19 protein-coding genes are annotated in these 19,345 nt (G+C 63.4%); 12 read left to right on the top strand and 7 right to left on the bottom strand.

Going from position 1 to position 19,345, the window contains the following annotated elements; translation table 11 throughout:
• Positions 1-99: 99 nt before the first annotated feature.
• Together GJ654_RS20755 and GJ654_RS20750 are read left to right on the top strand one after the other, a co-directional pair.
• Positions 100-435, top strand: coding sequence for a hypothetical protein (locus tag GJ654_RS20755; protein ID WP_196305456.1), 336 nt, complete (start codon positions 100-102; stop codon positions 433-435).
• A gap of 94 nt (positions 436-529) precedes the next feature.
• Positions 530-856, top strand: a complete 327-nt coding sequence (locus GJ654_RS20750) for a copper-binding protein (protein ID WP_196305455.1) — start codon at positions 530-532, stop codon at positions 854-856.
• A gap of 105 nt (positions 857-961) precedes the next feature.
• On the opposite strand, the gene GJ654_RS21415 is transcribed toward GJ654_RS20750, so the two are convergent.
• Positions 962-1,597: a TetR/AcrR family transcriptional regulator gene (locus tag GJ654_RS21415; protein ID WP_264586161.1), complete on the bottom strand. Its 636-nt coding sequence runs from the start codon at positions 1,595-1,597 to the stop codon at positions 962-964.
• Positions 1,598-1,688: 91 nt separating this feature from the next.
• On the opposite strand from GJ654_RS21415, the gene GJ654_RS06660 reads away from it, so the two are divergent.
• The 5 genes from GJ654_RS06660 to GJ654_RS06640 are packed head-to-tail and all read left to right on the top strand — an operon-like array spanning position 1,689 to position 7,761.
• Positions 1,689-2,804, top strand: coding sequence for an efflux RND transporter periplasmic adaptor subunit (locus GJ654_RS06660; protein ID WP_155445361.1), 1,116 nt, complete (start codon positions 1,689-1,691; stop codon positions 2,802-2,804).
• The gene (locus GJ654_RS06655; protein ID WP_155445360.1) at positions 2,801-3,874 is read left to right on the top strand and encodes an efflux RND transporter periplasmic adaptor subunit; all 1,074 of its coding nucleotides are present in this window, start codon (positions 2,801-2,803) and stop codon (positions 3,872-3,874) included. The genes GJ654_RS06660 and GJ654_RS06655 overlap by 4 nt, the downstream gene beginning before the upstream one ends.
• On the top strand, positions 3,871-6,975 hold the full coding sequence (locus GJ654_RS06650; RefSeq protein ID WP_264586160.1) for an efflux RND transporter permease subunit: 3,105 nt from the start codon (positions 3,871-3,873) through the stop codon (positions 6,973-6,975). The genes GJ654_RS06655 and GJ654_RS06650 overlap by 4 nt, the downstream gene beginning before the upstream one ends.
• Before the next feature lie 37 nt (positions 6,976-7,012).
• Complete coding sequence (locus GJ654_RS06645) at positions 7,013-7,162, top strand: hypothetical protein (protein ID WP_155445359.1); 150 nt, start codon at positions 7,013-7,015, stop codon at positions 7,160-7,162.
• Positions 7,162-7,761, top strand: coding sequence for an SCO family protein (locus tag GJ654_RS06640; RefSeq protein WP_155445358.1), 600 nt, complete (start codon positions 7,162-7,164; stop codon positions 7,759-7,761). The genes GJ654_RS06645 and GJ654_RS06640 overlap by 1 nt, the downstream gene beginning before the upstream one ends.
• Here the strand turns inward: GJ654_RS06640 and GJ654_RS06635 are convergent.
• The 5 genes from GJ654_RS06635 to GJ654_RS06615 form a co-directional block, all read right to left on the bottom strand.
• The gene (locus GJ654_RS06635; RefSeq protein ID WP_264586159.1) at positions 7,706-8,404 is read right to left on the bottom strand and encodes a DedA family protein; all 699 of its coding nucleotides are present in this window, start codon (positions 8,402-8,404) and stop codon (positions 7,706-7,708) included. The two genes, GJ654_RS06640 and GJ654_RS06635, sit on opposite strands and share 56 nt — an antisense overlap.
• Before the next feature lie 6 nt (positions 8,405-8,410).
• Positions 8,411-9,061, bottom strand: coding sequence for a DedA family protein (locus GJ654_RS06630; RefSeq protein WP_155445357.1), 651 nt, complete (start codon positions 9,059-9,061; stop codon positions 8,411-8,413).
• A 97-nt stretch (positions 9,062-9,158) separates the two neighbouring features.
• Positions 9,159-9,545: a hypothetical protein gene (locus tag GJ654_RS06625; RefSeq protein ID WP_155445356.1), complete on the bottom strand. Its 387-nt coding sequence runs from the start codon at positions 9,543-9,545 to the stop codon at positions 9,159-9,161.
• 138 nt (positions 9,546-9,683) lie between these two features.
• On the bottom strand, positions 9,684-10,337 hold the full coding sequence (locus GJ654_RS06620; RefSeq protein ID WP_155445355.1) for a class II aldolase/adducin family protein: 654 nt from the start codon (positions 10,335-10,337) through the stop codon (positions 9,684-9,686).
• Positions 10,337-10,777, bottom strand: a complete 441-nt coding sequence (locus GJ654_RS06615) for a VOC family protein (RefSeq protein WP_155445354.1) — start codon at positions 10,775-10,777, stop codon at positions 10,337-10,339. Before GJ654_RS06615 ends, GJ654_RS06620 begins: the two co-directional genes overlap by 1 nt.
• 216 nt (positions 10,778-10,993) lie before the next feature.
• Between GJ654_RS06615 and GJ654_RS06610 the strand changes: the two genes are divergently transcribed.
• The 4 genes from GJ654_RS06610 (at position 10,994) to GJ654_RS06595 (ending at position 16,573) form a co-directional block, all read left to right on the top strand.
• Positions 10,994-12,376 (top strand): cation-efflux pump, encoded by a 1,383-nt coding sequence (locus tag GJ654_RS06610; RefSeq protein ID WP_264586158.1) that lies wholly within the window; start codon positions 10,994-10,996, stop codon positions 12,374-12,376.
• An 11-nt stretch (positions 12,377-12,387) separates the two neighbouring features.
• A complete protein-coding gene (locus GJ654_RS06605; protein ID WP_155445353.1) occupies positions 12,388-13,152 on the top strand; it encodes a TIGR00266 family protein in 765 nt (254 codons plus the stop codon).
• Between the two features lie 31 nt (positions 13,153-13,183).
• A complete protein-coding gene (locus GJ654_RS06600; protein ID WP_155445352.1) occupies positions 13,184-14,953 on the top strand; it encodes a glucan ABC transporter ATP-binding protein/ permease in 1,770 nt (589 codons plus the stop codon).
• A 144-nt stretch (positions 14,954-15,097) separates the two neighbouring features.
• Complete coding sequence (locus GJ654_RS06595) at positions 15,098-16,573, top strand: hypothetical protein (protein ID WP_155445351.1); 1,476 nt, start codon at positions 15,098-15,100, stop codon at positions 16,571-16,573.
• Here GJ654_RS06595 and GJ654_RS06590 read toward each other — a convergent pair.
• Positions 16,566-17,099, bottom strand: coding sequence for an isochorismatase family protein (locus GJ654_RS06590; protein WP_155445350.1), 534 nt, complete (start codon positions 17,097-17,099; stop codon positions 16,566-16,568). The genes GJ654_RS06595 and GJ654_RS06590 overlap by 8 nt on opposite strands.
• A gap of 822 nt (positions 17,100-17,921) precedes the next feature.
• On the opposite strand from GJ654_RS06590, the gene GJ654_RS06585 reads away from it, so the two are divergent.
• Positions 17,922-18,872 carry a Tim44 domain-containing protein gene (locus GJ654_RS06585; protein ID WP_155445349.1) on the top strand — a complete coding sequence of 317 codons (951 nt, stop codon included), beginning with the start codon at positions 17,922-17,924 and terminating at the stop codon, positions 18,870-18,872.
• The last annotated feature ends 473 nt before the right edge of the window (positions 18,873-19,345 follow it).

The raw sequence follows: 19,345 nt of genomic DNA, 5'->3' as shown, positions 1-19,345 counted from the left end.
TCACCTTGGCGAAGCTCTCCTTGTGGCGCCGGCGACTTGATGGAACACATCTCCATCGAGAACAACATTCCTTTTCCGCGTTCCGCCGCTTGGCGGAGAATGGACGCGCCGCCGCGCCTTTCAATGCTGGCAAAGCCTTTCCAGAGCCTCGTCGAGCGCGGCGCCGGTGAAATGAAAGGCCAGCAAAGCCTCGTCGCCGGTCTTTTCGACAATGTCGGCGTCGAGAAAGCCAAGCAGGCAGGCCATGCTTTCGGAGGATTCGCCGGAACGGAGCCGGTCGTCGACTTCAATCGCGCTGGCAGGGAGGATGCGTGCGCGCCAGCTTTGTTCGTCGGCCTTGGCGAGAAGAAAGACTTCGATCCTAAAACTCTCGCCTGCGCGAAAGCGAAGGCCGCACAGGCGCAGGTTCCTGATCATGGCGCTCCCGAGGCGTGATCGAAGTCGCAATCTTCAAATATTTTCGGTTGCGCTCTTTGCGCTTCCGCAAGCAGATAACCACTCCGGTGATTCCTCAACAGGCGTTCCCAACATGAAAAAATGCGTGCTTCTCCTTGCCGCATCCGCATTGTCCGCGGTGGCCTTGGTTGTCCCGTCCAGCGCACGGGACCGCATCGTCGTCGCCCAGGCTGCGGCGCAAAAGATCTTTCACGGCAAGGGCAAGATCACCGGTCTGAACGTCGGCGCCGGTTTCGTCACCATCGCGCACGAGGACATCCCCGGCCTGATGGACGCCATGGAAATGCAATTCGAGGCCAAGCCAGCCAGTATCCTCAGGGGTCTGAAGGTTGGCGACAAGGTCGACTTCGCCATCGAGGGCAAGACTTACAAGCTGCTTGAAATTGCGCCCACGAAATAGTGACCGAACTGCGCCTCGGGCGGCTCCCGTCGTGGACAGCCACGGCCGCGGGCTCTCATCCACATTTTTTACGCGTCTTTTTGACGCCAACCTGCATCCGCTTCGCTATGCTCCAAGCGGGTTCGCCAAGAGTCCGTTGAGCGTCAGGTCGATGTGGGCGTCGACATAGGCTTCTTCGTCAACCGGCGGCGCATCTCCAAAAATCAGCCTGAGCACGCCCAGGAAAAGCGTCGGCGCGATCACGATCCTCACGGTTTCGCGGCAGAGATCGGCGCGAAACTGCCCGGTCGCCACCCCTTGTTCCAGCAGGGCCGAGACCATGCTGAGCAGGGGTACGACGAAATCGCGATAATGTTCAGCGACCAGCTGCGGAAAATTTTTGCCCTCCGCAATCATGAAGCGCAAGATCTCCCGTCCGCGCCGGTCCTCGACGCAACGGCCGTAGAGAAAATGCAGCAGCGAGCGTAATTTTTCGCCGCTCGCGCCCTCGATCCCCGCGACAAGCGTGTCGGCGTCCGAAAGCAGGCCGGCCGAATGGCTGCGCACCATGTCCTCGAACAGTTTTTCCTTGGTGGGGAAATAGACGTAGATCGTCCCCTTGGTCACGCCAGCGCGCGCCGCCACATCCTCCAGACGGGTCGCCGCATAGCCGCGTTCCGCGAAGGCCTCGAACGCGGCGTCCAGAATCTCTCCGGGACGCTCCGCCTTTCGTCTGCGGCGGAACCCCTCACATTTGAACACGCGACGCCCCTCACAAATTATTGACTTTCCGGTCAGTCAATAATATTGCATTCAGCGACGAAAATCTCCAGCTCTTTTTCACGGGGTGCTGATGACCCTTGGCCCGCGTATCACTCCTTTGCGCCCCGGACCCTATGCCTCCGCCGGCGCGCTCGCGCTCATGATCGCGCTTTCGGGCTGCGGCGATGACGCGAAGTCCAAAACCCATCCGCCGCTCAATGTCGTGGCGCAAAAAGTTCAGCTCGAAACGCGTGAGCGCGATCTCGTCCTGTCCGGCGCCGTGCGGGCGCGCGTTCAGACCGAGCTTTCATTCCGGACCTCCGGCCGCGTGATCGAACGCACGGGCGACGTCGGGCAGCATGTCGACGCCGACGCCGTGCTGGCCCGGCTCGATCCTTCGGAACAGCAGGCCGATCTCAATTCCGCCAAGGCCGGGCTCGCCGGCGCCGAAGCGAGCTGGCGTCAGGCGAAGGCCACCTACGATCGGCAAAAAAGCCTGCTCGCCAGCGGTTTTACGACGCAAGCCGCCTATGAGCTCGCCGACCAGACCCTGCGGGGCGCGCAAGGGTCGCTCGACGCCGCCAAGGCGCAGGTTGCAACGGCCCAGGACGCGCTCTCCTATACGAACCTGGTCGCCGGCCATGCCGGAATCATTACCGCCCGCCACATCGAGGTCGGGCAGGTGGCGCAGTCGGCCCAGGCGGCCTTCTCTTTTGCCGAGGACGGCCCGCGCGACGCCGTCTTTGCGCTCTACGAGACCCCCTTTTCGCACCCGCCGGACAGCAATCGCGTCGATCTCGCGCTGATCGCCGATCCGGACGTCACCGCGCCCGGCCATATTCGCGAAGTCTCTCCGGTGATCGACGCGAAGACGGGCACGATTCAGGCGAAAGTCCAGATCGACGCCGACCAGACAAAATTTCCTCTGGGCGCCGCCGTCACGGGACGCGCGCGCTGGACCATGGCGAACGTCGTGGTGTTGCCGTGGACGGCGCTCAACAGCGTCGCCGGCAAGCCGGCCGTGTGGATCGTCGATCCGGCCAGCGGACGAACCTCCCTGCGCCCCGTCGTCGTCGCTGTCTATGAAAGCGAGCATGTGGTGTTGAAAGATGGGGTCAAGCCCGGCGAACTCGTCGTCACCGAGGGCGGCAAGTTCTTGCGAGAGGATCAGGTCGTGCGCATCCAGAACGAGGAGGCGCTGAAATGAATTTTTTCCAGACCGCCGCGCTGATCGGCTTGAGCCTGCTCGCCGCCTGCACCAAGCCGGAGGCGCAAAAGGCCGAGCCGCCGCGCCCCGCCATGACCATGATCGCGACGCCGGCGTCGGCGTTCGACACGGCCTTTTCCGGCGTGGTCCAGCCGCAGACCCAGAGTGCGCTCAGCTTTCGCGTCCTCGGCCGGATCATTTCACGTCCGGTGAAAGCGGGCGATCGCGTCGAGGCGGGCCAGATCATAGCGGCCCTGGACCCCACCGCCTATGAGGCCGCCGCGCGCGCCGCCGCCGCGACGCTGGCGAGCGCCCGCGCCCAGTTCGATAACGCTGCCTCGACCGAGGCGCGGCAAAGCGCCCTGCTCGCCAAGAAAACCGCCTCGCAGGCCGCCTTCGACACCGCCGAACAGGCCCGCGCCTCGGCGCAGGCGGCCATGCAGCAGGCCGAGGCGTCTCTGGTCAAGGCCAAGGAACAACTGACTTACACAGTCCTCAAGGCCGAATATTCCGGGATCGTCACGGCGACATCCGCCGAAATCGGCCAGACCGTGGCGCCGGGACAGGCGGTTGTCACCGTCGCCGAACCCACCCGCCGCGATGCGGTGATCGACGCGCCGGAAGCGGTGATCGACGCCTTCTCCCTCGGCGACAAATTCAAGGTCGCGCTGCAGATCGATCCGGCGGTTTCGGCCGCGGGGACACTGCGCGAGATCGCGCCGGAATCCGACGCCGCCACGCGGTCGCGTCGCCTCAAGATCGCGCTGGAGTCGCCGCCCCCCGCCTTCCGGCTCGGTTCGACCATTTCCGCGCGGGTCGCCTCCGACGGGAACCCGCTGATTCGCCTGCCCGCCTCGGCGCTGTTGCAGGAGGGGGACAGAACGAGGGTCTTCATTGTCGATCCCGAGACCATGAAGGTGTCCGCGCAAGACATTGAGGTCGCGCCCGAGCGTGACGGCCGGTTTCTGGTCCGCGGCGGCCTCAAGGGCGGCGAACGGGTGGTCGTCGCCGGGGTGCATCGGCTGAAGGAAGGCCAGCAAGTGAGACTTTTTGGGAGCGTGCAGCCGTGAGCCGTTTCAACCTTTCGGACTGGGCGCTCGATCGGCGCTCGCTCATCTGGTATTTCATGATCGTTTTCCTGATCGCCGGGGCCTTCGCCTATCTGGGCCTGGGCCGCGAGGAAGACCCCAACTTCACCATCAAGACCATGGTGATCCAGGCCAAATGGCCCGGCGCCACAGCCGAGGAGGTCGCCAATCAGGTGACCGAGCGCATCGAGCGCAAGATGGAAGAGCTTGAAACGCTCGACTACACACGCTCGATCACCACCGCCGGCGACACCATCGTTTTCGTCAACCTGCTGCAAACGACAAAGGCAAAAGACGTCGAGCCGACCTGGGTGCGCGTGCGCAACATGGTCGCCGACATCAAGAAGGATTTCCCAAGCGGGGTGCAGGGACCGTTCTTCAATGATCGTTTCGGTGACGTCTACGGCAATATTTTCGCCTTCACCGCCGATGGCCTCACCCACCGGCAGCTGCGCGACCAGGTCGAGGACGCGCGCGCGAAAATCCTGACGACCCCCAACGTCGGCCGCGTCGATCTGATCGGCGCGCGGAACGAGGTGATTTTTCTCGAATTTTCGACCCGGCAGACCGCCGCCATGGGCGTCGATTTCCAGCAAGTCATGGCCACGCTCGCCGCGCAGAACGCGGTCACGCCTTCCGGAGCGGTGCAGGCGGGGCCCGAGCAGATCTTTGTCCGCGTCAGCGGTCAGTTCACCTCGGAGGAGGACCTGCGCGCCATCAACCTGCGCGTCAACGACCGCTATTTCCGCCTGACCGACGTCGCCACCATCCGGCGCGGCTATGTCGATCCGCCGACAAATCTGTTTCGTTTCAATGGCCAGCCCGCCATCGGCCTCGCTATTGGCATGAAGGCGGGGGCCAACCTGCTCGAATTCGGCGCGGCGCTCGACCAGAAGCTCGACAAGATCAAGGCGGACCTGCCCATCGGCGTCGATGTGTTTCGCGTCTCCGACCAGCCCAACGTGGTGGAAGAGGCGGTGTCCGGGTTTACGCGCGGCTTGTTTGAGGCTGTGGTGATCGTGCTCGCCATTTCCTTCGTCAGCTTGGGATGGCGCGCAGGTCTGGTCGTCGCCATCGCCATTCCGCTGGTGCTGGCGATCACCTTTCTCTTCATGCGTGAGACGCATATTTCGTTGCAGCGCATTTCGCTGGGCGCGCTGATCATCGCCCTTGGCCTGCTGGTCGACGACGCCATGATCGCGGTCGAAATGATGGTGGCGCGGCTCGAACTCGGCGACAACCTGCGAAAAGCCGCGACCTACGTCTATACCAGCACGGCCTTTCCCATGCTGACGGGCACGCTGGTCACGGCCGCGGGATTCATTCCCGTGGGCTTGAACGACAGCGCCGCCGGCGAATTCACTTTCACCCTGTTCGTGGTCATTTCGGTGGCGCTGATCGTGTCCTGGCTGGTGGCGGTGCTGTTCACGCCGCTGCTCGGCGTCACGATTCTGCCCAAGACGATGAAAGGCCATCACGAAACCGGCAAGGGTTTTTTCGCACGCGGCTTTGATCGCGCCCTGGACTTCTGCATGCGCCGGCGCTGGCTGACCATCGGAACGACGCTGGCGGTCTTCGCCCTGGCCTTGTTCGGCATGGGCTTTGTGCAACAGCAGTTTTTTCCGTCTTCGGACCGCCCCGAGCTGATCGTCGACTGGAACCTGCCGCAGAATTCCTCGATCGCCGAGACCGATGCGCAAATCAAGCGCTTTGAAGCGGAGATGCTGAACGGCGAGCCGGATATCCTGCTTTATTCCAGCTATATCGGTGAAGGCGCCAAGCGCTTCGTTCTGTCCTTCGACGTCCAGCCCGCCAACGCCGCCTTCGGCCAGACGGTGATTCTCACCAAAAACGTGGAGACGCGCGACCGTCTGATCGGCAAGTACCGCGATTGGCTTCGAAAAACCTTTCCGGGCACCGACGCCTTCATCCATCTGCTCGACATCGGCCCGCCGGTCGGACGGCCGGTGCAATATCGGCTGAGCGGACCGGACATTCAGGGGGTGCGCGAAAAATCCCGCGAACTCGCCAATATCGTGGCGAAAAATCCCAGCCTCGGCGACGTCACCTTCGATTGGGGCGAACCGGCGCGCGTGATCAAGGTCAATGTGCTCCAGGACAAGGCGCGGTCGCTCGGCGTGTCCTCGCAGGACATCGCCTCCACGCTCAACAGCATCGTCAACGGCGCCGTCGTGACCCAGATTCGCGACGACATCTACCTGGTCGACGTCGTCGCCCGCGCCAAGGGCGGCGAGCGCGCCTCCGTCGACACGCTGCAAAACCTGCAATTGCCGGGATCAGGGGGCACGTCGGTGCCGCTCGCCGCTGTGGCCAGCATCGACTTCGCGCTGGAGCAGCCCACGATCTGGCGGCGCGCGCGCCTGCCCACGGTCACGTTGAAAATCAGCGTTCTCGGCGACGTCCAGCCGGCGACCGTGGTGCAGCAGCTCGCTCCGGAGGTGAAGAAATTCGCGGACGCGCTGCCCGCCGGCTATCAGGTCAAGGTCGGCGGCGCCGTCGAGGAAAGCGGGAAGGCGCAGGGTCCGATCAACGCCGTGTTCCCGTTGATGATCTTCATCATGGCGACCATCCTGATGATCCAGTTGCAGAGTTTCAGCCGGCTGTTCCTGGTGTTCGCGGTGGCGCCTCTCGCGATGATCGGCGTGTCCGCGGCCTTGCTCGCCAGCCACAAGCCCATGGGGTTTGTCGCCATCCTCGGCGTGCTCGCCCTGATCGGCATCCTCATCCGCAATTCGGTGATCCTGATTATCCAGATCGAGACCCTGCTCAAGGAGGGGAAGCCCGCCTGGGACGCGGTGCGCGAGGCCACCCAGCACCGCATGCGCCCGATCATGCTCACGGCGGCCGCGGCCACCCTGGCGCTGATCCCGATCTCGCGCGAGATCTTTTGGGGGCCGATGGCCTATGCGATGATGGGCGGCATCATCGTCGGAACGGTTTTGACCTTGCTGTTCCTGCCCGCCCTCTACCTCGCGTGGTTCCGCATCCCCGCGCCGGACGTCAAGGCCAGCGCCGCGCCGCAACGGGCGCAGGCCCCACTCGATCCCGTCGCCATCGAGTGAACTGGACTTTCCACCGGAACAGCGCCATCTCTATCCCATGGCGCAAGCAAGATTTTTGGTCTGGGGCGGCGGCCTGACGGTCGCCGCCCTTTCTGCCGGGCTCGTTCTCCTGGCGCTGGTCTTGTGGGCGCTTTACGGGCCGCTTGTGTTCGTGAACGCGCTTAACGCCGCCTGGACCTGTTTCTGATGGCTTCCGAACCGACTTCCAAAAAATCCCGCATCCTGCCGCTGCTGCTGATCGGCGCTTTCGTCCTGCTGGGACTTTCCGCAATTGGCGTGACCATGTTCGCCCGGCAGTCGGCATCGAATGCGGCGGCCATTGGCGGCCCATTCCGGTTGCACACCGGTGGCGGCAAGACCGTCACCGAGGCCGACCTGCGCGGGACCCCGTTCCTTGTGTTCTTCGGCTACACCCATTGTCCCGATGTCTGCCCGCTCACCCTGACGAAAATCGCGCAAGTCCTGAAGGAGCTTGGGCCGGCGGCTCGGATAAAAATTCTGTTTGTGACTGTTGATCCCGAACGCGACACGCCCGACCGCATGGCGGACTACGCCAGTGATTTCGATCCGCGCGTGATCGGCCTGTCGGGCGACCGTGGGGAAGTGGACGCGATGCTCTCGGCCTATCGCGTCTATGCGCGCAAAGTCCCGACGCCATCGGGCGATTATTCAATGGACCACAGCGCGGTGATCTATCTGATGGATCGCGAAGGGAAATTTTTGCGCAGCGTCAATCTCGACCGGCCGCCGGACCAGGTGGCGAAGGATTTGCGGGCGGCTCTGTAGTCCATTCGTCGCCGCGCAGCGGCCCGGGATAAGCCTCCACCGCGCGCGCGGTCAGCTTTTTTTCCTGCGTATGGATCACCCACCAGAGCGCGCCAAGGCCGACGATGGCGAGGCCCAGCGCGATCCGGCCGATTGGGCCGGCGAAATGCTCGAAAACCTCGCCAAAGGCGTAGCCGCCGAGGCCGAAAACCAGCGCCCAGACGATGCCGCCGCTCGCGTTGTAGAACAGGAATTGGCCCCAGCCGTAGCGGTTCACCCCTGCCAGGAAGGCCGCAAAAATGCGCAACAGGGCGATGAAGCGGCCGAAAAACACGATTTTCGCGCCGTGGTGGGCGAACAGATACTGCCCCAGTTTGATCCGGTCGTCGTGCAGGCCAATCTTGTGGCCATAATTCAGCAGCAGCGGCAGGCCATAGCGCCGCCCCGCCATGAACCCGAGGTTGTCGCCCAGGATTGCGCCCGCCGCCGCCAGCAGGATGACAATTCTGATGTCGATCAGATCGGTTGCGCCGGCGAAAACGGCGGCGAGGACGAGCGCGGTTTCGCCGGGCAGCGGAATGCCGGCGCTCTCCAGCGCCACGATGCAGAAGACAGCGGCATAGGCGTGCTGCGCGATCAGCGGTTTGAGCGTTTCGATCAGCACGGCGCGTCAACGTCCCGCTGTTTGCGTCGCGAGGCCCAAAGGCCCGGGAAGCGCGGCCTTGGCCTCAGCGATCAGCCTCGCCTCGTGCTGGCGCAGATAACGACTGAACAGGAAAAAGCCGGTGACCGCCAGCGCGAGCGCGGCCAGGCCGAACGGTCCGGCGATGCGGTGGAACTCGGCGCCGAGGAAATAGCCGCCCAAGCCGAAGATTGAGGCCCAGGTGATCCCGCCGGCCGCGTTGAAGAGGAAAAAGCGCAGTGGGGACATCTTGTTGGCGCCGGCCAGCACGGCGGCGAAGGCGCGCAGCACCGCGACGAACCGGCCGAAAAACACGATGGCGCCGCCGTAACGCTGGAAGAGATATTGCCCGAGGCGGAGACGGTCCTCGTCAAGTCCGATCTTGGGTCCGTGAGCCAAGAGAAGTCTCAGGCCGAATTCGCGTCCGACCCAAAAACCGATGTTGTCGCCGACGATGGCCCCGGCCGCCGCCAGCGCCACAATTTCCGCGATCGAGCCCTGCTGGCTGCTGCCGACGATCACCGCAGCGGTGACGAGACTGGTTTCTCCCGGCAGCGGAATGCCGGCGCTTTCCACGGCAACCAAAAAAAACACGACCCAGGGACCAAATTGCGTCAACAGTGAATGGAAATCGGGCAAAGGCCTCTCCCTCGCGGGGGCTCGGACCCGCTCTCAAGAAGAGGCCATATGCGCGCGCCAGACCGTGTTTTCAAGTCATGTTGGGCTGGCGCGTCAGTCAGTGCAGCACGCGGCGCAAATCCTCGCGCGCCAGGGACGCGGATTCGGGCGCCCAGTTCAACACCGGAGGACGCCAACGGCAATAAAGCGCCCGGCGCGGCGCGGGTTCGAAGGCGCCCCGCAGCGCGACTTGCAGGACGTGACGCAAACCCGCGAGGAGCGGCATCTGCGCGCGACGCATGGCGCGAACGAGTTGCTTGCGCAGTTCCGGCGAGGCCTTGCGGTCATATTCCGCCACGAGGCTCGCCACGAAGGCGCCGCGCGTCACCCCAACCGGGAGGGCGCCGCGGTCGATCCGCGCAACCAGCGCGCCGCCGATGGACATCAGAGCGGCGGCGGCCACATGTTCGTTGGCGCAGGAGCGGAACAATTCACTGGAGTCCATGAATGTCTCCGTTCAGATTGAGAGAAGCGGCCCGTCTGGAGCGCAGTCGGGCGTCGCACGCTGGGCACGAACATTTTGGATTTCGACCTTAGGATAACCCGCGCCTCCTCCAGCCCCGAATCACATTCCCGTGACCCTTTATCCTTTCGCGCCCGGGCCATAGCCGGCGAATTTTTGCACCAGCCACGCGACATGATCGCTGTCGAGCAGCGCCGGCCCACCCGCCAGCCCGGCGAGATAGTGCAGTTTCGCAAGGGTCTCCAACTCGCCGGCGAGCCCCATGGCCCGGTTAAGGTCTGGCCCCACTGCGATCATGCCGTGGCTGCCCAGCAGCACGCCGAGGCGATTTTCGAGCCCCTTCACCGCGAGGTCGGAGAGCTCCTGAGTCCCGAACGGCGCATAATCCGTGCATGCGATGGTGTCGCCGCCGAAAGCGGCGATCATGTAATGGCTGGCGGGGATCGGCCGGCGCAGCATGGCCATCACGGTCGCGTAGGGCGCGTGGGTGTGCACGACGGCGTTCACGTCGGGCCTTGCGCGAAGAATGTCGCGGTGAAAACGCCATTCGCTCGACGCCTTGATCTTGCCCTCGCGCGCCGGTTCTTCCGCATCGAGCGACTGGACCAGGATCATTTTCGGCGTGAGTTCGTCGTAGTCGACGCCACTTGGCGTGATCAACATTCCCGAGCCGAAGCGCAGCGAAATGTTCCCCGCCGCGCCCTGATTCACCCCCCGGGCGTTCATCGCCCGGCATGCCTTCACGAGCTTTTCGCGCGCCTCGCGTTCGTCCATCACCAGCTTCCCACGTTCGCGGCGCTCACCCACGGCTCCTGCGGCGGCAGCGCCTCGCCTCTCTGAAGCAATTCGATGGAAATGCCGTCGGGCGTCCGGATGAAGGCCATGCGGCCATCGCGCGGCGGACGGTTGATGGTCACGCCGGCGTTGTCCAGCTTTTCGCAAGTGGCGTAGATATTCTCCACCTCATAGGCGAGATGGCCGAAATTGCGCCCGCCCGTGTAGGTTTCCGGGTCCCAGTTGTGCGTCAGCTCCACCAGCGGGGAACTGGCGCCGGCGGCGCGGCCGATGTCCTCGTCGGCGGCGAGGAAGACCAGCGTGAAACGCCCCTGTTCGCTGTTCACGCGGCGGATTTCCACCATGCCCAGCTTTTGGACGAAGAAATCCAGCGCAGCGTTGAGATCGGCGACGCGTATCATGGTGTGCAGGTAACGCATGGCGAATATCCTATTCGTGGCGGCGGCGTTTTGACCTTGACCTGGATTGTCAAGGCCGGGTCACGGAATCAATCCATTCTGAGTTGTGGCTCCGCAATCTCGTCTGTCCTTCGTGTAACATTCGATCGCGCGTTTGGCTGCATCGCCTGAGCGCGCCCTCCTTGCCGCCGCAGCGGCGCTTCTGCTACTTCAGGGGCCAGTCATTCAGGAGGTCACGTGACCGAAAATGCCGCGCTCAAGGAGCGGGTCGCGCTCAGCTCGGTGGCCGTCAGCGCCGTTCTGACGCTTGGCAAGGCGGCGGCCGGGCTGACCTCCGGCTCGCTCGCGCTGCTGTCCGAAGCCGCGCACAACGCCATCGACACCGGCGCAACCATTCTCACCTATTTCGCGGTCCGCCAAGGCAACAAGCCCGCCGACGACAAGCACCATTACGGTCATGGCAAATATGAATCGCTTTCGGCCTTGTTCGAAACCGGTTTGCTGGCGGGGCTCGCGCTCTACGTGCTGTTCACCGCCGCCGCGCGGTTGCGCGAGGGCGGCGAGGCCGTCGAGTCCTCCTGGTGGGTGTTCGGCGTGCTGATCGTCTCCATCGTGGCGGACAGCGGACGCTATCTCACCCTCAGCTCGGTCGCCAAGAAGACGGGCAGCCATGCGCTCGCCGCCGACGCCATGCATTTCGCCAGCGATCTCATCGGCTCCGTGCTGGTGCTGATCGGCCTGATCGCCAATCATTATGGTTTTGTGCAGGGGGACGCGCTCGCCGCCATGGGTGTGGCGCTGTTCATCGGCTACGCCGGGTTCCGGCTCGGCGGCGAAACGCTGGGCACGCTGCTCGATCGCGCGCCGGATGGCCTCGCCGATCAGTTGCGCGGGGAGATTGTCCAGGTTCCCGGCGTGGTGGCGGTCGAAAACATCAAGCTGCGGCCCAACGGGCCGAAAATCCTCGGCGAGGTGTTCATCGCCGTGGCGCGGTCGCTGCCGCTGGAGCGCGTCGCCGAGATCGAGGCGGCGGTGCGGGCAAAGATTTCGGAAGTGTCGCCGGAAACCGAGGCGACCGTTTCATCCTCCCCGCGCGCGCTCGACGACGAGACCCTCGCCGAACGCATCGTGATGATCGCGGCGCGGAAAAAACTGCCGGTCCACCATATTTTTGTTCACCATCTTGGCGACCGCGACTGCATCGCCTTCGATCTGGAAGTGGAGGGATCGCTGCCCATGGCGGAGGCCCACGCCATAGCGACGGCGCTGGAGAACGACATTCGCGACGAGATCGGTCCCTATATCGAGGTCGAGAGCCATATCGAGCCGTTGCAGGCGCACAAGCTGATCGGTCATGAATCCGATCCCGCGACGCTTCAAGCCATCACCGCCGCGCTGAAGGAGGCGGCGGCGGGCAAGGCGGGCGTGACCGACGTGCACGCCGTGCGCGCTCGCGCCACGGCCGAGGGGCTGGTGGTGAATTTTCACGCTCACGTCTGCCCGGCCCTGTCGGTGACCGCCACCCATGAGGCGTTGGAAGAGATCGAACGCGCCTTGCGCGAAAAAATGCCGCATCTGCTGCGCGTCGTCGGCCATGCCGAACCGGTCGGGGAGGCTTGAGGGGAGGGGCCATGCGCTACAAAATTTCGGGAACGATGATGCAGACCGTCGAGATCGACCTCGATCCCGGCGAAACGATCTACAGCCAGACCAGCTGCATGTGCTGGATGAACGATCTCGTCGAGATGGACACCCATACCGGCGGCGGTTTTCTGTCCGGCTTCATGCGGTCGCTGGGTGGCGGATCGTTCTTCATCACCGCGTTCACGTCGCGCGGAAACGGTCACGTCGCCTTCGCCCCGCGCTTTCCCGGCACCATCTTGCCGATCGTTTTGCAGGCCGGGCAGGCGTTGATCTGCCGGAAAGAGACGTTTCTCGTCGCGGAAAAATCCGTGCAGCTCGAAATCGCCTGGCAGCAGCGTTTTGGCGCCGGCCTGTTCGGCGGCGAAGGTTTTGTTCTGCAAAAGGTCACGGGTCCTGGGACCGTGTTCCTCGATCTTTCGGGCGAGGTGGTCGAGCGCGACCTCGCGGCCGGTGAGCGCCTGCTGGTCAACGCCGGTCATGTCGGCATCATGGACCCGACCATCACTTTTGATATCCAGATGGTCAAAGGCTTTCGAAATATCCTGTTCGGCGGCGAGGGGCTGTTTCTCGCGACCCTGACCGGCCCGGGGCATGTCGCCTTGCAGAGCATGCCGATCATGAACCTCGCCGAGGAAATCGCCCGGCACCTGCCTTCGGGCGGCGGCGGAGAGTCCGGCGGCGGCAAGATCACGTCCGGCGTCGTCGGCGGCATTTTGGGGATGCTTGGCGGTTCCGCGCTTTCGAAGGAGTGAGTTTTTCGTCGCCTGCGTTTAAGGTGGCCCGATGTCCATGTTAAAGACCTACGGGCGCATCCTGCGCCAGCTCGCGCCGGAGAAAAATCTGGCGATCATGCTGGTGATCGCCAATTTGGCGCTCGTCGGCGCGCAGTTCGTCGAGCCCGTGCTGTTCGGGCGCATCATCGACGCCATGACCCGGCTCGACACGCTCGGCAAGAATGCCGCCTGGCTGACTCTCCAACCCCTTGTCATCGCCTGGGTCGGTTTCGGGCTGTTTTCCATCATTGCCGCCGTCACCGTGGCGCTGCATTCCGACCGCCTCGCGCATCGCCGGCGCCTCGGCGTGATGGCCGATTTTTTCGACCATATTTTGGAATTGCCGCTGAGTTTTCATACGTCGACCCATTCCGGGCGGCTGTTGAAGGTGATGCTCGACGCGGCCAATGGCATGTTCTTCATCTGGCTGTCGTTTTTTCGCGAGAACTGCGCCTCGATGGTCGCGCTGTTCGTGCTTTTGCCCGGCACCTTGTTCCTCAATTGGCGGCTCGGGCTCATCCTTGTCGTGCTCGTGGCCTTTTTCGGCGTGCTCACCGCTTTCGTCATTCGCCGCACCCACGGTTTGCAGGCCAATGTCGAGGTTTACAACGCCCAGCTCGCCGAGCGGGCGTCGGATGTGCTCGGCAATTTGCCGGTGATCCAGTCGTTCACGCGCATCGAGAATGAGTCGCGTGGGCTTCAGGACATCATCCGTCTGGTGCTGTCCGCGCAAATGCCGGTGCTGTCCTGGTGGGCTCTTGCCGCGGTGGCGACGCGCGCCGCCTCCACCCTGTCGCTGGTGGCGATTTTCCTGGTCGGCGTCTGGCTGCACCTGCACAAACTCGCCAGCATCGGCGAGATCGTCACCTTCATGAATTTCGCCACCATGCTGATCGCCAGGCTCGAAGGCGTGGTCGGCTTCATCAACAGCCTGTTCATGCAGGCGCCCAAAATCCGCGAATTTTTCGATATCATGGACACTTCGCCGGCAATCGCCGACAAGCCGGGCGCGATCGACCCCGGGCGGCTGCGCGGCGAAGTGACGTTTGACCACGTCACCTTCGCCTATGACCAGCGGCGCATCGCGGTCAGCGACGTGTCTTTTGTCGTCAAGCCGGGCGAGACCGTGGCGCTGGTGGGGTCCACGGGCTCGGGGAAATCGACCACGCTCAGCCTGCTGCACCGCGCCATGGACCCCAATTCCGGCGCCATTCGCATCGACGGGATCGATATTCGCGACATGAAACTTTCGGCCTTGCGGCGCAACATCGGCGTGGTGTTCCAGGAGCCCATGCTGTTCGCCCGCACCATCGAGGAAAATTTGAAGGTCGGCAAGATCGACGCCAGCAAGGAGGAGATCGAGCTTGCGCTCGCCCGCGCGCAGGCGAGCGATTTTGTTTTGCGGCAGGTGGACGGGATCAAGACCTTGGTTGGAGAGCGGGGACGGTCCCTGTCGGGCGGCGAGCGTCAGCGCGTCTCCATCGCCCGCGCGCTGCTGAAGGACCCGCCGATCCTGGTGTTCGACGAGGCGACCTCGGCGCTTGACGCCGCGACCGAAAAACAGCTCCAGGCTGCGCTGGAGGCGGCGACGCAGGGGCGCACCACTTTCGTCATCGCCCACCGCCTCGCCACCATCCGCAGCGCCAATCGTATCCTGGTGTTCGAACAGGGTCGGATCGTCGAATCCGGGAGTTTTGACGAACTGGTGGCGCAGGGCGGCCGGTTCGCGGCGCTGGCGAAGGCCCAGTTCATGGCGGGGGAGCACGCGTCGGCGCATTGAGATCGACGGGACAGGAACGAATTGCGCCCGGCAAACAGCGTTCATGTCCGCACCCGCGTCACGCGCAATTCGATCCAGTCCCCGAAACCGTCCCTTCATGATGCTGGGCGTAAATGACGTATCTCAACGTCACGAAGCGCGCACATGACTCGCGAACGCGTTTTTGCTCTCCTGGCCCTCGCCGTCCTCGCCCTGACCCTGGCGACGCCGATCCCGGCGCTGTCGGATTTTTTGAACCATTTGGCGCGCATGCATCTGCTTGTCGCGGAAAGCGCGGGCGACCCCTCACCCTATTACGCCTCCGCCTGGGGCTTTTATCCCAACCTCGCCATGGACCTGATCGTCCCGCCGCTGGCGCGTTTTTTGGACGTCGAGACGGCGGCGCGGCTGTTTGTTGCGGCTTGCCAGGGTCTTATTCTGTCAGGCGCCGTCGCCATTGAGCTCGCGGTGAAGCGGCGGTTTGAATATGCCGGCTTCGTCGCCCTGCTGTTCGCCTTTGCCTTTCCCTTCGCCTGGGGGTTTTTGAATTTTTCCTTTGGCCTCGGGCTCGCCCTGTGGGGGATCGCCTGCTGGATTTTTTGGCGCGAACATTTGGCGCTGCGCTTTGTTGTGCACTGCCTGTTCGTCGCCGCGCTGTTTGTCGCCCACCTTTTCGCCCTTGGGCTCTATGGTTTTACGCTGGGCGTGTACGAGCTTTGGCGTTTTTACGCACGCCGCGCTGTGGGAGAGTTTTTGGGGGCGCTGGCGATGCTGGCGGCGCCCGCGCTGGTCGCCGGCGCCATCCTGATTTTTTCGGGCGGCTCGGTGGGGCAGGCCGGCAATTCCTGGGATTTTGGCTTCAAGCCGCTTTGGCTTCTCGTCGCCGCCAATGGCTACAACACCGCGCTCTCCACGGTGATTGTCGCCTTCCTGGGCTTGGTCGCGCTGCGGCAGCGGCGCACGCATGGGCTCGTTGCGGAACAGGCGGGGGCTTGGCTCGCGGCGGGCTTTGCCCTGCTTTATGTCGCCACGCCGCAAATGCTGTTCGACACGGCTTACGTCGATGTGCGCGTGCTCGTCGCCGCCGCCTTGATCCTGCCCGGTTTTATAAGCTTGCGTTTTCCTGATCGCGTCTGGGAGCGACGGGCGAGCCTCGCCGCCTTGGTTCTCATCTGCGCCAATCTGGGTTGGGTTGGCTGGCTCTGGACCTCTTATCGCGCCGATTACGCGGCGATGATCCAATCCTTTGGTCAGATCGACAGGGGGGCGAAAATTCTGGTCGCGCGCTTGCAGGAGGAATCGCCGTTCAGCGGCCAGACGCTGGAGCCCATGGTGCATGCGCCGACGCTCGCGGCTTTTTACAACAAGGCGCTGGTCTCCTCGGTGATGGCGCTGAAAGGCAAGCAGCCGCTGATGTCGCGGCCCGGGTTCGAAAACCTCAACATTCAGGACGCCGGCAGCGTGACGGTTGATGACCTCGCGCGGATCGCCGCGCGCACGTCCGGCCTGTTCGCGGGGTGGCCACAAAAATTTGATTATCTCTACGTGATTGGCCCGCCCGGCGAAAATCCGCTGCCGGCGCTGGTTGCGCCGCTGCGCGTCGAGCGGCGCTTCGCGCTTTACCGCATCAAACCTATTTGATCAGGGCGCTCACCGCGCGGAAGCGCGGGTTCTCGGCGGTCTGAACCCATTCGAACGCCACCATTTCGGTGGTGACGATCTCCGCGCCGCGGCGCTCCATGCGCGCGATCGCCGCCGCCTTGTCCTCCGGCTTGCGCGAGCCGATGGCGTCGCGGACTACAATAACCTTTCGCGAGGCGGCGATGAGGCCGAGCACGGTTTGCAGGACGCAGACATGCGCCTCGCAGCCGGCGACGACGACTTCGGCGTCCGCGGGGATGTTTTGCAGCATGCTTTCGGCGCGGCAGGCGTCGAACGAAACTTTTGAAATGACCCGATCCCCGTCGACCGGCAGCTCCGGCACGGTCGCGCCCAGACCTTTGGGGTATTGCTCGGTGAACAGGCGGGGGACGTCGAGAAGTTTGGAGATCTCCAACAGTTTGCCGGCGTTGCGGATCGCGGCCTCGCCCTCGTGGATCGCCGGCATCAGCCGCGCCTGGAAATCAATGATGAGGAGGACGGATTTTTGCGGGTCGATGGTGAGCATTGTTCCTCGGCGATGGGCGCGTACACGGAGGCCAGGGGGCCCAGTCGTAGCATGGGAATGCGGCGGGGTCGCCTGGGGAGGGCAGGAAACGGCGGATTGCGGGCGTAACGCTAGAGCTTTTTCACGTTTCATGGAAACATGAAATAGCTCTAGAGTCTTGTTTTGAAACATTTTCTTCACGCGAACCGGCATCCACTTCGCTCGAAAACGCTCTAAGCAGGATTTCCGAAAAGTGGCCGCCGGTTTTCGGGTGAAAATCCTGCGAAAACAAAGAAGCCTAAGCAAACATTCGTTGGGCGACCAACGAATGTTTGCTTAGGGACGGTTGGCGACGCGCTGCCGGGCGTTGGCCCAGCGCAAGCATGCGGCGACCCCGGCGCCATCCCGCGCGCCTCAACCTCGCCGACTGTTTCTCCTGCGCTTGCGCCAAGGCCCTCTGGGCGCCGCTCTTGTCTAAAGGAGGAGAGGATTTCGCGGCGACCGATGTCGATCAGACGCGGGCCTGAATTCATGGCAATTGCGGATCGCCTGGGCCGAACAATTCGTTCCGCCCGCAAACAATACGATCTTCATACTCAAAATTCGTGCGCCGCTCGGACATTTCGTTTTCCTCTCTTGTTCCCGCTCGCAGCCAGGCGCCGGAATTGGGAGGGTGCGGTCTTCCAACACAGGGATTGGCCCCCAGGCGTTTTTCATCGCTGCGGCGCATCAATTTTCATCACCGAAGGACCAGATCCGGCCGCCGCCTTTGCACTTTGACCAAAGATAACCAATATAAGCCATGCGGGCAGCGACACGCTCGCGCAACTTCAGGATACACCCATGGCCGTGCGCCAAAAAACCTTGATTTTCACTCTGGCCGCCCTTGTCGCCCTTGGCTTTTCCGCCGACAGTTTCGCCAAACCGGGAGCTGGCGGCTCCATGGGCAGCCGCGGCGCGCGCACCGACAGCGCCCCGCCCCCCACCGCGACGGCGCCTCGCCCGGCCGCTCCGATCGAGCGTTCGATGACGTCCCCGTCGCCAGGCATGGCGCAGAATGCGGGAGCGCCGGGCATGAAGTCCGGCGGCTTCATGTCCGGCGGTTTCGGGCGCGGCCTGCTGGGCGGCCTTGTCGGCGCGGGGCTCATCGGCCTGCTGCTCGGCAACGGTTTTGGCGGCGGGCTCGGCGGACTCTCGTCCATTCTGGGCCTCGTGCTTCAGATCGGGCTTCTCTTCCTCGTGTTCAAATTGGTCATGGGTTTTCTGCGCAGGCGCCAGCCGGCGCCTCAAGGCGCCGCATTCGAAAACGTCGCCGCGCAAAGCCCGCCCCCCGGTTTTGGCGGTTTCGGAGGCTCCGGCGGCGCGCCTGCGGCGCCTGTGAAGCTCGAAATCGGTCCTGCGGATTTCAATGCTTTCGAACAAAACCTTGGTCTTATCCAAAAAGCTTATGGCGCCGAGGACATGGCCGCTTTGCGCGCTCTGGCGACGCCTGAAATGGCCTCCTATTTCGCCGCGGAGCTCCAAGAGACCGCAAAAATAGGGCAGGTCAACAAAATCTCCGACGTGACTCTTCTGAAGGGTGATCTTGCGGAAGCCTGGCGCGAGCCCGAAAGCGAATATGCGAGCGTCGCGATGCGTTTCTCGCTGATCGACACGATGGTTGATCGCGCGACCGGCAGAATTGTCTCGGGTGATCCCGTGAAGCCGGACGTTGCGACCGAAATCTGGACCTTCGCGCGCCGTCCGGGCGGGGCGACGACGGATTGGAAACTGTCGGCGATTCAGCAAGCCTGACCATTTGCAGGGCCGCGAACCTCGCGGCCCCTTTTGTCGCGTTGTGATACGGTTTCCGCAAGATCGCTTCGCGATCCGCGAAAACGAAATCGCGCGGAAATCCTTCAGGCGAAGGGCGGATTTTCGCGCGAGCGGAATACGATTTCCGAACTGATCGTTCGGAAATCGTATGAAACGTGACCGATCCTCCAGCCGTCCATGAAAAAGCACGGGCGCAGCGGAGGTCAATTCGCCGATCTATCGACGGCTATCCTCTTCATCAGGGACGAACAACGGTCATGTTTCTGGCCGCGTGCGGGCGGTCGATGGCGCTGGCGATGCCACCGCTCGGTTGTGACGCCGTGTTCACGAGCGCGCAAAAACGGTGAATTCTTGCGAATTTCGTGCGAAACTTCTGCAAAAAGCGCGCGATTCTTGCGCGTACAACTTGGCGATTGCGCACGACATCTGCTCTCGGCTGCGGAGGAATGCGA

This window comes from Rhodoblastus acidophilus, assembly GCF_009720655.1.
In the GTDB taxonomy this organism is placed as follows: Bacteria; Pseudomonadota; Alphaproteobacteria; order Rhizobiales; family Beijerinckiaceae; genus Rhodoblastus; species Rhodoblastus acidophilus_A.
This window is presented reverse-complemented; position numbering and strand designations above follow the sequence as displayed.

What these genes read in the sequence shown, in the direction of transcription:
- GJ654_RS20755 (WP_196305456.1), top strand. Translation starts at nt 100, where the DNA reads ATGGACGCGCCGCCGCGCCTTTCAATGCTGGCAAAGCCTTTCCAGAGC.
- GJ654_RS20750 (WP_196305455.1), top strand. Translation starts at nt 530, where the DNA reads ATGAAAAAATGCGTGCTTCTCCTTGCCGCATCCGCATTGTCCGCGGTG.
- GJ654_RS06660 (WP_155445361.1), top strand. Translation starts at nt 1,689, where the DNA reads ATGACCCTTGGCCCGCGTATCACTCCTTTGCGCCCCGGACCCTATGCC.
- GJ654_RS06655 (WP_155445360.1), top strand. Translation starts at nt 2,801, where the DNA reads ATGAATTTTTTCCAGACCGCCGCGCTGATCGGCTTGAGCCTGCTCGCC.
- GJ654_RS06645 (WP_155445359.1), top strand. Translation starts at nt 7,013, where the DNA reads ATGGCGCAAGCAAGATTTTTGGTCTGGGGCGGCGGCCTGACGGTCGCC.
- GJ654_RS06640 (WP_155445358.1), top strand. Translation starts at nt 7,162, where the DNA reads ATGGCTTCCGAACCGACTTCCAAAAAATCCCGCATCCTGCCGCTGCTG.
- GJ654_RS06625 (WP_155445356.1), bottom strand. Translation starts at nt 9,545, where the DNA reads ATGGACTCCAGTGAATTGTTCCGCTCCTGCGCCAACGAACATGTGGCC.
- GJ654_RS06620 (WP_155445355.1), bottom strand. Translation starts at nt 10,337, where the DNA reads ATGGACGAACGCGAGGCGCGCGAAAAGCTCGTGAAGGCATGCCGGGCG.
- GJ654_RS06615 (WP_155445354.1), bottom strand. Translation starts at nt 10,777, where the DNA reads ATGCGTTACCTGCACACCATGATACGCGTCGCCGATCTCAACGCTGCG.
- GJ654_RS06605 (WP_155445353.1), top strand. Translation starts at nt 12,388, where the DNA reads ATGCGCTACAAAATTTCGGGAACGATGATGCAGACCGTCGAGATCGAC.
- GJ654_RS06600 (WP_155445352.1), top strand. Translation starts at nt 13,184, where the DNA reads ATGTCCATGTTAAAGACCTACGGGCGCATCCTGCGCCAGCTCGCGCCG.
- GJ654_RS06595 (WP_155445351.1), top strand. Translation starts at nt 15,098, where the DNA reads ATGACTCGCGAACGCGTTTTTGCTCTCCTGGCCCTCGCCGTCCTCGCC.
- GJ654_RS06590 (WP_155445350.1), bottom strand. Translation starts at nt 17,099, where the DNA reads ATGCTCACCATCGACCCGCAAAAATCCGTCCTCCTCATCATTGATTTC.
- GJ654_RS06585 (WP_155445349.1), top strand. Translation starts at nt 17,922, where the DNA reads ATGGCCGTGCGCCAAAAAACCTTGATTTTCACTCTGGCCGCCCTTGTC.